The 4,901-nt window shown below is 27.9% G+C and carries 6 protein-coding genes; 1 reads left to right on the forward strand and 5 read right to left on the reverse strand.

The window, feature by feature from the left end:
• Positions 1-195: 195 nt before the first annotated feature.
• Positions 196-1,059, reverse strand: a complete 864-nt coding sequence (locus N4A40_14570; protein MCT4663078.1) for a hypothetical protein — start codon at positions 1,057-1,059, stop codon at positions 196-198.
• Between the two features lie 161 nt (positions 1,060-1,220).
• Here N4A40_14570 and N4A40_14575 point away from each other — a divergent pair, with 161 nt between their 5' ends.
• Entirely contained in the window at positions 1,221-1,919 is a 699-nt protein-coding gene (locus tag N4A40_14575) for a hypothetical protein (GenBank protein ID MCT4663079.1), read from the forward strand.
• 51 nt (positions 1,920-1,970) lie between these two features.
• Here N4A40_14575 and N4A40_14580 read toward each other — a convergent pair whose 3' ends face one another.
• From N4A40_14580 to N4A40_14595, 4 genes are all read right to left on the reverse strand, one after another.
• A complete protein-coding gene (locus N4A40_14580) occupies positions 1,971-2,864 on the reverse strand; it encodes a hypothetical protein (protein ID MCT4663080.1) in 894 nt (297 codons plus the stop codon).
• A gap of 224 nt (positions 2,865-3,088) precedes the next feature.
• Positions 3,089-3,874, reverse strand: a complete 786-nt coding sequence (locus N4A40_14585) for a hypothetical protein (protein MCT4663081.1) — start codon at positions 3,872-3,874, stop codon at positions 3,089-3,091.
• Positions 3,867-4,592, reverse strand: coding sequence for an ATP-binding cassette domain-containing protein (locus tag N4A40_14590; GenBank protein ID MCT4663082.1), 726 nt, complete (start codon positions 4,590-4,592; stop codon positions 3,867-3,869). The genes N4A40_14585 and N4A40_14590 overlap by 8 nt, the downstream gene beginning before the upstream one ends.
• A gap of 3 nt (positions 4,593-4,595) precedes the next feature.
• A partial coding sequence (locus N4A40_14595) for a hypothetical protein (GenBank protein ID MCT4663083.1) occupies positions 4,596-4,901 on the reverse strand: 306 nt, incomplete at its 5' end.

Genomic DNA, 4,901 nt, shown 5'->3' on the forward strand with positions numbered 1-4,901 from the left:
CCCCTTACGATTTAATTGTATCGCATTTAAAGTTAGGTGTACATGTGAATATTTGGTAAAAGATTATTAAAGACTAAAACCATTTCGATTCATCTCCCTCCTAAATAGAGGAGGGAGTTTTCTCGAAATAATTTGATAAACACGTAAATTCTATCCAATTTGTAAACCTCAATTTTAAATTTTTTTCAAAAAATTTTATAATCCATAATTTTTGTATTCATCTTTCGGTATCATCCACTGTATCGTCCAGTTATAATTGTCATAATTATATTCTCTTTGTCTAATAATATAATTTTCTTCATCTGATTCTGATAAAATTATATTTTGTTTTGGGTTAAAAATTAATTCGACTTTGGTATTTGAAGTTGGTTTTATACTATTTAGATACTGCTGTATATCATCTGAATTTAATTCTACTCCCCAAACTCCTAGTTTTTTACCCTCTTTATCAAAAAATCCTTTTGTAAAAGTCATTATGTCATAACCTTTAATATTTTTATACGGATTAATCCAATTTTCACGATTGTCATTAGTAATGTTTTTATACAAATTTCTTTCAGTAGGAATATAATCGCTCATATCATATGCGTATTCAAATGCTTGTTTCTCATCGCTATATTCATAATTTTGAATAGTTTTGTTAAATTTATTCGATACTAAAATCGTTTTATTAGGATTTACTTTGGCTGCTGAATAAAATTCATCATCCCTAGCAAAAAAAATCCATTCTAAATTTTTTGAATATAAGCTTCGTTCAAGCAAATTATGTGCAAATTCTATACTTCTAACATCTAAAGTATTATCCTTATTGATTTCAATAACAGTTTTTCCAAATTCTAAATGTGAATCTAATTTCCGCTTTATCTGTCTATCCCAATTTTCTAAATCTAGTTCCACTAGTTTCTCTTTTACAGATTCTAGCTCCTCCTCTGCAATTCCCAATTCTATTTTTAATTGATTTGTCTTATCAATTCGGGGCTTAATCACAATAAAACTGATAAAAACACTTATCAAAATTGTTACTGTTAAAACCAGCAAATATTTTGCTTTTCTAGTCATATAACTCCCCCTTTAAATTTGAGTCCTTTTAAATTTATTTGTTTAATTATAACATATAAAAATTTTTTCTAAAAGTTTAGGTTTACAAATTGAGATTAAATTACGCTTATATATATTGTAAGATATTTTACAATTAAAATTTGAAAGGAATGATTCATTTTATGACTAAAAAACACTCACAACCAACAGAAGCAACAACAGAAGGATTGAAAGACAGAGTACAGAGATTACCCGGAGAAGCTACTCTATTTGATCCCGATACAGAAGTTTATTTCAACCCATGGAATGGTAAAATCGAAAATTTTCCAGCTGGATATGATTCAATGCCAGGAAACATTGGAGTAATAAAAAAAGATCCAGATAACCCTAGAATTGTAGATAGAAATACCAAATATTTTGATCCTAAAATTTATTCTTATTTTGTAAAACCAAAATATGTCAAAATGAATGGCGAAATAGCCGAAGAAGGAAAACATGGCTTTACTATTCATCTAGGTTTTGATTTAGATTTGGGATGCATTTTTGGAGGCGGATTTTCATGTAATCTTGCAATTAGCTACAACAGTGATGAAAAGACATGGACACTTTCAACTGTCGAAAGTGTAGGAGCTTCTGAAGTTGTAGGAACTGATATTGATGCTGGTTTTACCATTGGATTTACTGATGGTAATGAGAATGTTTTATCAGGTTGGGCTTCTTCTGGCTCAGCAAACACTCCAGTTGGAGACGTTACTGTATCAGGTAACGGAGAAAATGTAAATGTTCAATTAAAAATAGGCCCGGGAGCTGGTGGCGGCTATTCAGGAGGAGCTAGTTATAGCTTGTCGCAAGAATTAATCACTGTCAAAAGTTTCTTTTAAAAATAATTTAAAGCACAAATTAAATAATTTAATTTGTGCTTTCTTTTTCATTTAAAATTCAACTAGCTTTTCAAATTCATCTTTCGGTATCATCCACTGTATCGTCCAATGAAAATCTTCATAGTTATAATCAGTATATCTAATTATATTATTTTTACTTTCATTTTCATTTACTGTAATTTCACTTTGAGGTACAAATAATAAGTTTATTTTAGTATTTTTTGTCGGCTTAATTTTTTCTAAGTATTCATCTATGCTGCTTAATGCTATTTCATTTGCCCACACACCTATTTTTTGACCATTTTCATCAAATACTCCCTTGGCAAAAGCAGTTGTCATAGTATTGAATGCTTCTTTTTGGTAATTAACAAATGGATCTATCCATAATTCCTGATTATCTTTTGTTATATCTTTGTACCATTCGTGCTCTCTATAATCAATTGGACCAATATCCATTGAATAAGAAAAATCAGCAGATGATTCGTCGTATTGATATATATCACCCTTATCATTGTCAACATCTATAATCCAAATTTCTTTCTTCGGATTATTTTCAGCAATTATCCAAATTCCATTTTCATTTCCATAATACGTTCTATTTAGCTCATTTACATATAATCCGCGATTAAATATTTTTTTACCAGCATCTATAGTAGCTTTTTTTATATTGATATTGTTTTCTACATTTGTATAGATTATGAATTTACCTAAGTTCAAGACAGAATCTATTTTGTCTTCAATTTGTCCATCTAAATTCTCAAAAATAAGTTCCGTAAGCCTATCTTGTTCATCAGTTATTTGACTCTTTTTTGATTCTATTTCTGTAGTTAGATTTTCTAATTCTGAGTTTTTTTGATTTAGAATGATAAATGTAGCTATTGATGAAATAGTCAATATCAAAATCATTATAACTATTGTATTTTTAACATTTAATATTTTTATCATCAGAAATACCTCCGAGATTTACTTTGGATTTATAATGCATTAATTATAACACATAAGTTAATTCGTTTATATCAAAAATTTCTAAAAAAATACCTCCTAATAGTTAGTTTTTGCCAAACTATCTACTCTGGAAGTATTTTATCGAAAATCAATATTTCAATTTTGGCTTTTAAATTGCTGATTACTTTCTCTAAAAATCTAAACCACACATATGATTGGCTCTACTAACTAGTAAAAATATCTTTCTTAATAATTCTAATACCACTTGCTAAATAAAAAATAATTATATATATAAGTAAAACAAAAAAAGAATTTATTGCTGCAGAATTTGAATAATCTTTATTAGATTCTAAAAGTTTAACAAAATTGAAATGATAGCTAAAAAAAACATTTGTCATAAATGATGATTTATACAAAACGCTAGCTATAGCACCAAATATCCACAAACATAGTGTAATTACTATCGATAATGTTTTTTCTAATGTGAAAATTACAATTGTTAAAGCTAATGAAGCTAGGAAAATATTGTCGAATATAGTGCTAAACAAATTTACGATAACTGCATACATAATATCAACACTATATGTCATATCTCCTTTAATTAAGAATTCACCTATTCCTAATTTCAGATTAGATGTTTCAATAATATTAATTATTATCACAATAATAGTATTAATGGTTATTGATACTATTATTAATGATACGATAAATACTAACTTACTAATAAAGTATTTTAACCTAGAAATCGACTTAGTTAAAATCTGATTTATAGCCCCAGTCGAAAAGTCAATCGCTATCGATTCTACCGATTTAAATATAATCATTACAGATAAAAATCCTATGTTGTCAAACGAATTATAAATAATTTGCATAAGATTCGCATTATTACTAGACACTATTCCATTTATTTCATAATTATAAATAATTAAAAACAATGTAAATATCAACATTCCTTTCGAAAACACAAGTTTAATATATTCGTTTTTTACCATTTTGATTAAACTATTCATATGCTTCAGTCCTCTTTATAGTATTCATGTACTCATTCTCTAAATCTATATTCTCATTTTGTTTTATGTGCACTTCTTTTAAAAATCTCCCTTTATTTATTATAATTGCTCTATCACATAATTTATCCATCTCAAATAATGAATGACTAGAAATAATTATTGTTGTTCCGTACTCTTTGTTCATTTTCAAAAGACATTCTCTAATCAAAAAAATCCCTTCTGGATCTAATCCATTAGTTGGTTCATCTAATATTAACAATTTTGGTTTGCCAATCAACGCAATAATTAATCCCAATCGCTGCTTCATACCAAGCGAATAGGATCTCACTTTTTTGCCAATCACATCTTCCATATTAAAAAATTCAACTAGATTATGTATATAGTCTGTATCCACAACTTCATGATATTTTGAAAATATCTCAATATTTTTTTTCCCAGACAAATTGGGATACAATGGTGGTTTTTCTATCATAGAACCAACAGTGAGTGGCGTGATAATATCAAACAATCTATCATTCCCATCCAATAGCACACTTCCTTCGTCAGCCTTAATCAGACCTAACATTATTCTCATTAAAGTTGTCTTCCCTGCCTCATTTGGCCCCAATAAACCGACAATTTCTCCTTCTTTTACTTCCATGCTAAAATCATTAATTACTTTCCTTCTCTTGATTTTTTTAGATACTGCTGTCACTTTAACGCAATTTTTTACAGACATCCCTTATTCTCCTTTGCCAAACAATTCATCAAATATCTCTATAATCTCACTAAGCAACTCCTGTCCACCTAAACCATTATCAAAACTCTTTAATAGAAATATATTTTGATTATTTGATTTATTGATTATAAATGGCCTAAAACATAATTCATTTATTTTTGCATCAATATCTGACTCTTTTGAACACAAAATACATATGGTTTTGTTGTAAAAATTGAAATACATAAATTCATTTTTATTTCTATACAGCGACATGTACATATTGAATTTATCCAAAAGGCCCATAAAAAAATCCGCTTTCAATCCTAG

This window comes from Tissierellales bacterium, assembly GCA_025210965.1.
Classification (GTDB): Bacteria; Bacillota; Clostridia; order Tissierellales; family JAOAQY01; genus JAOAQY01.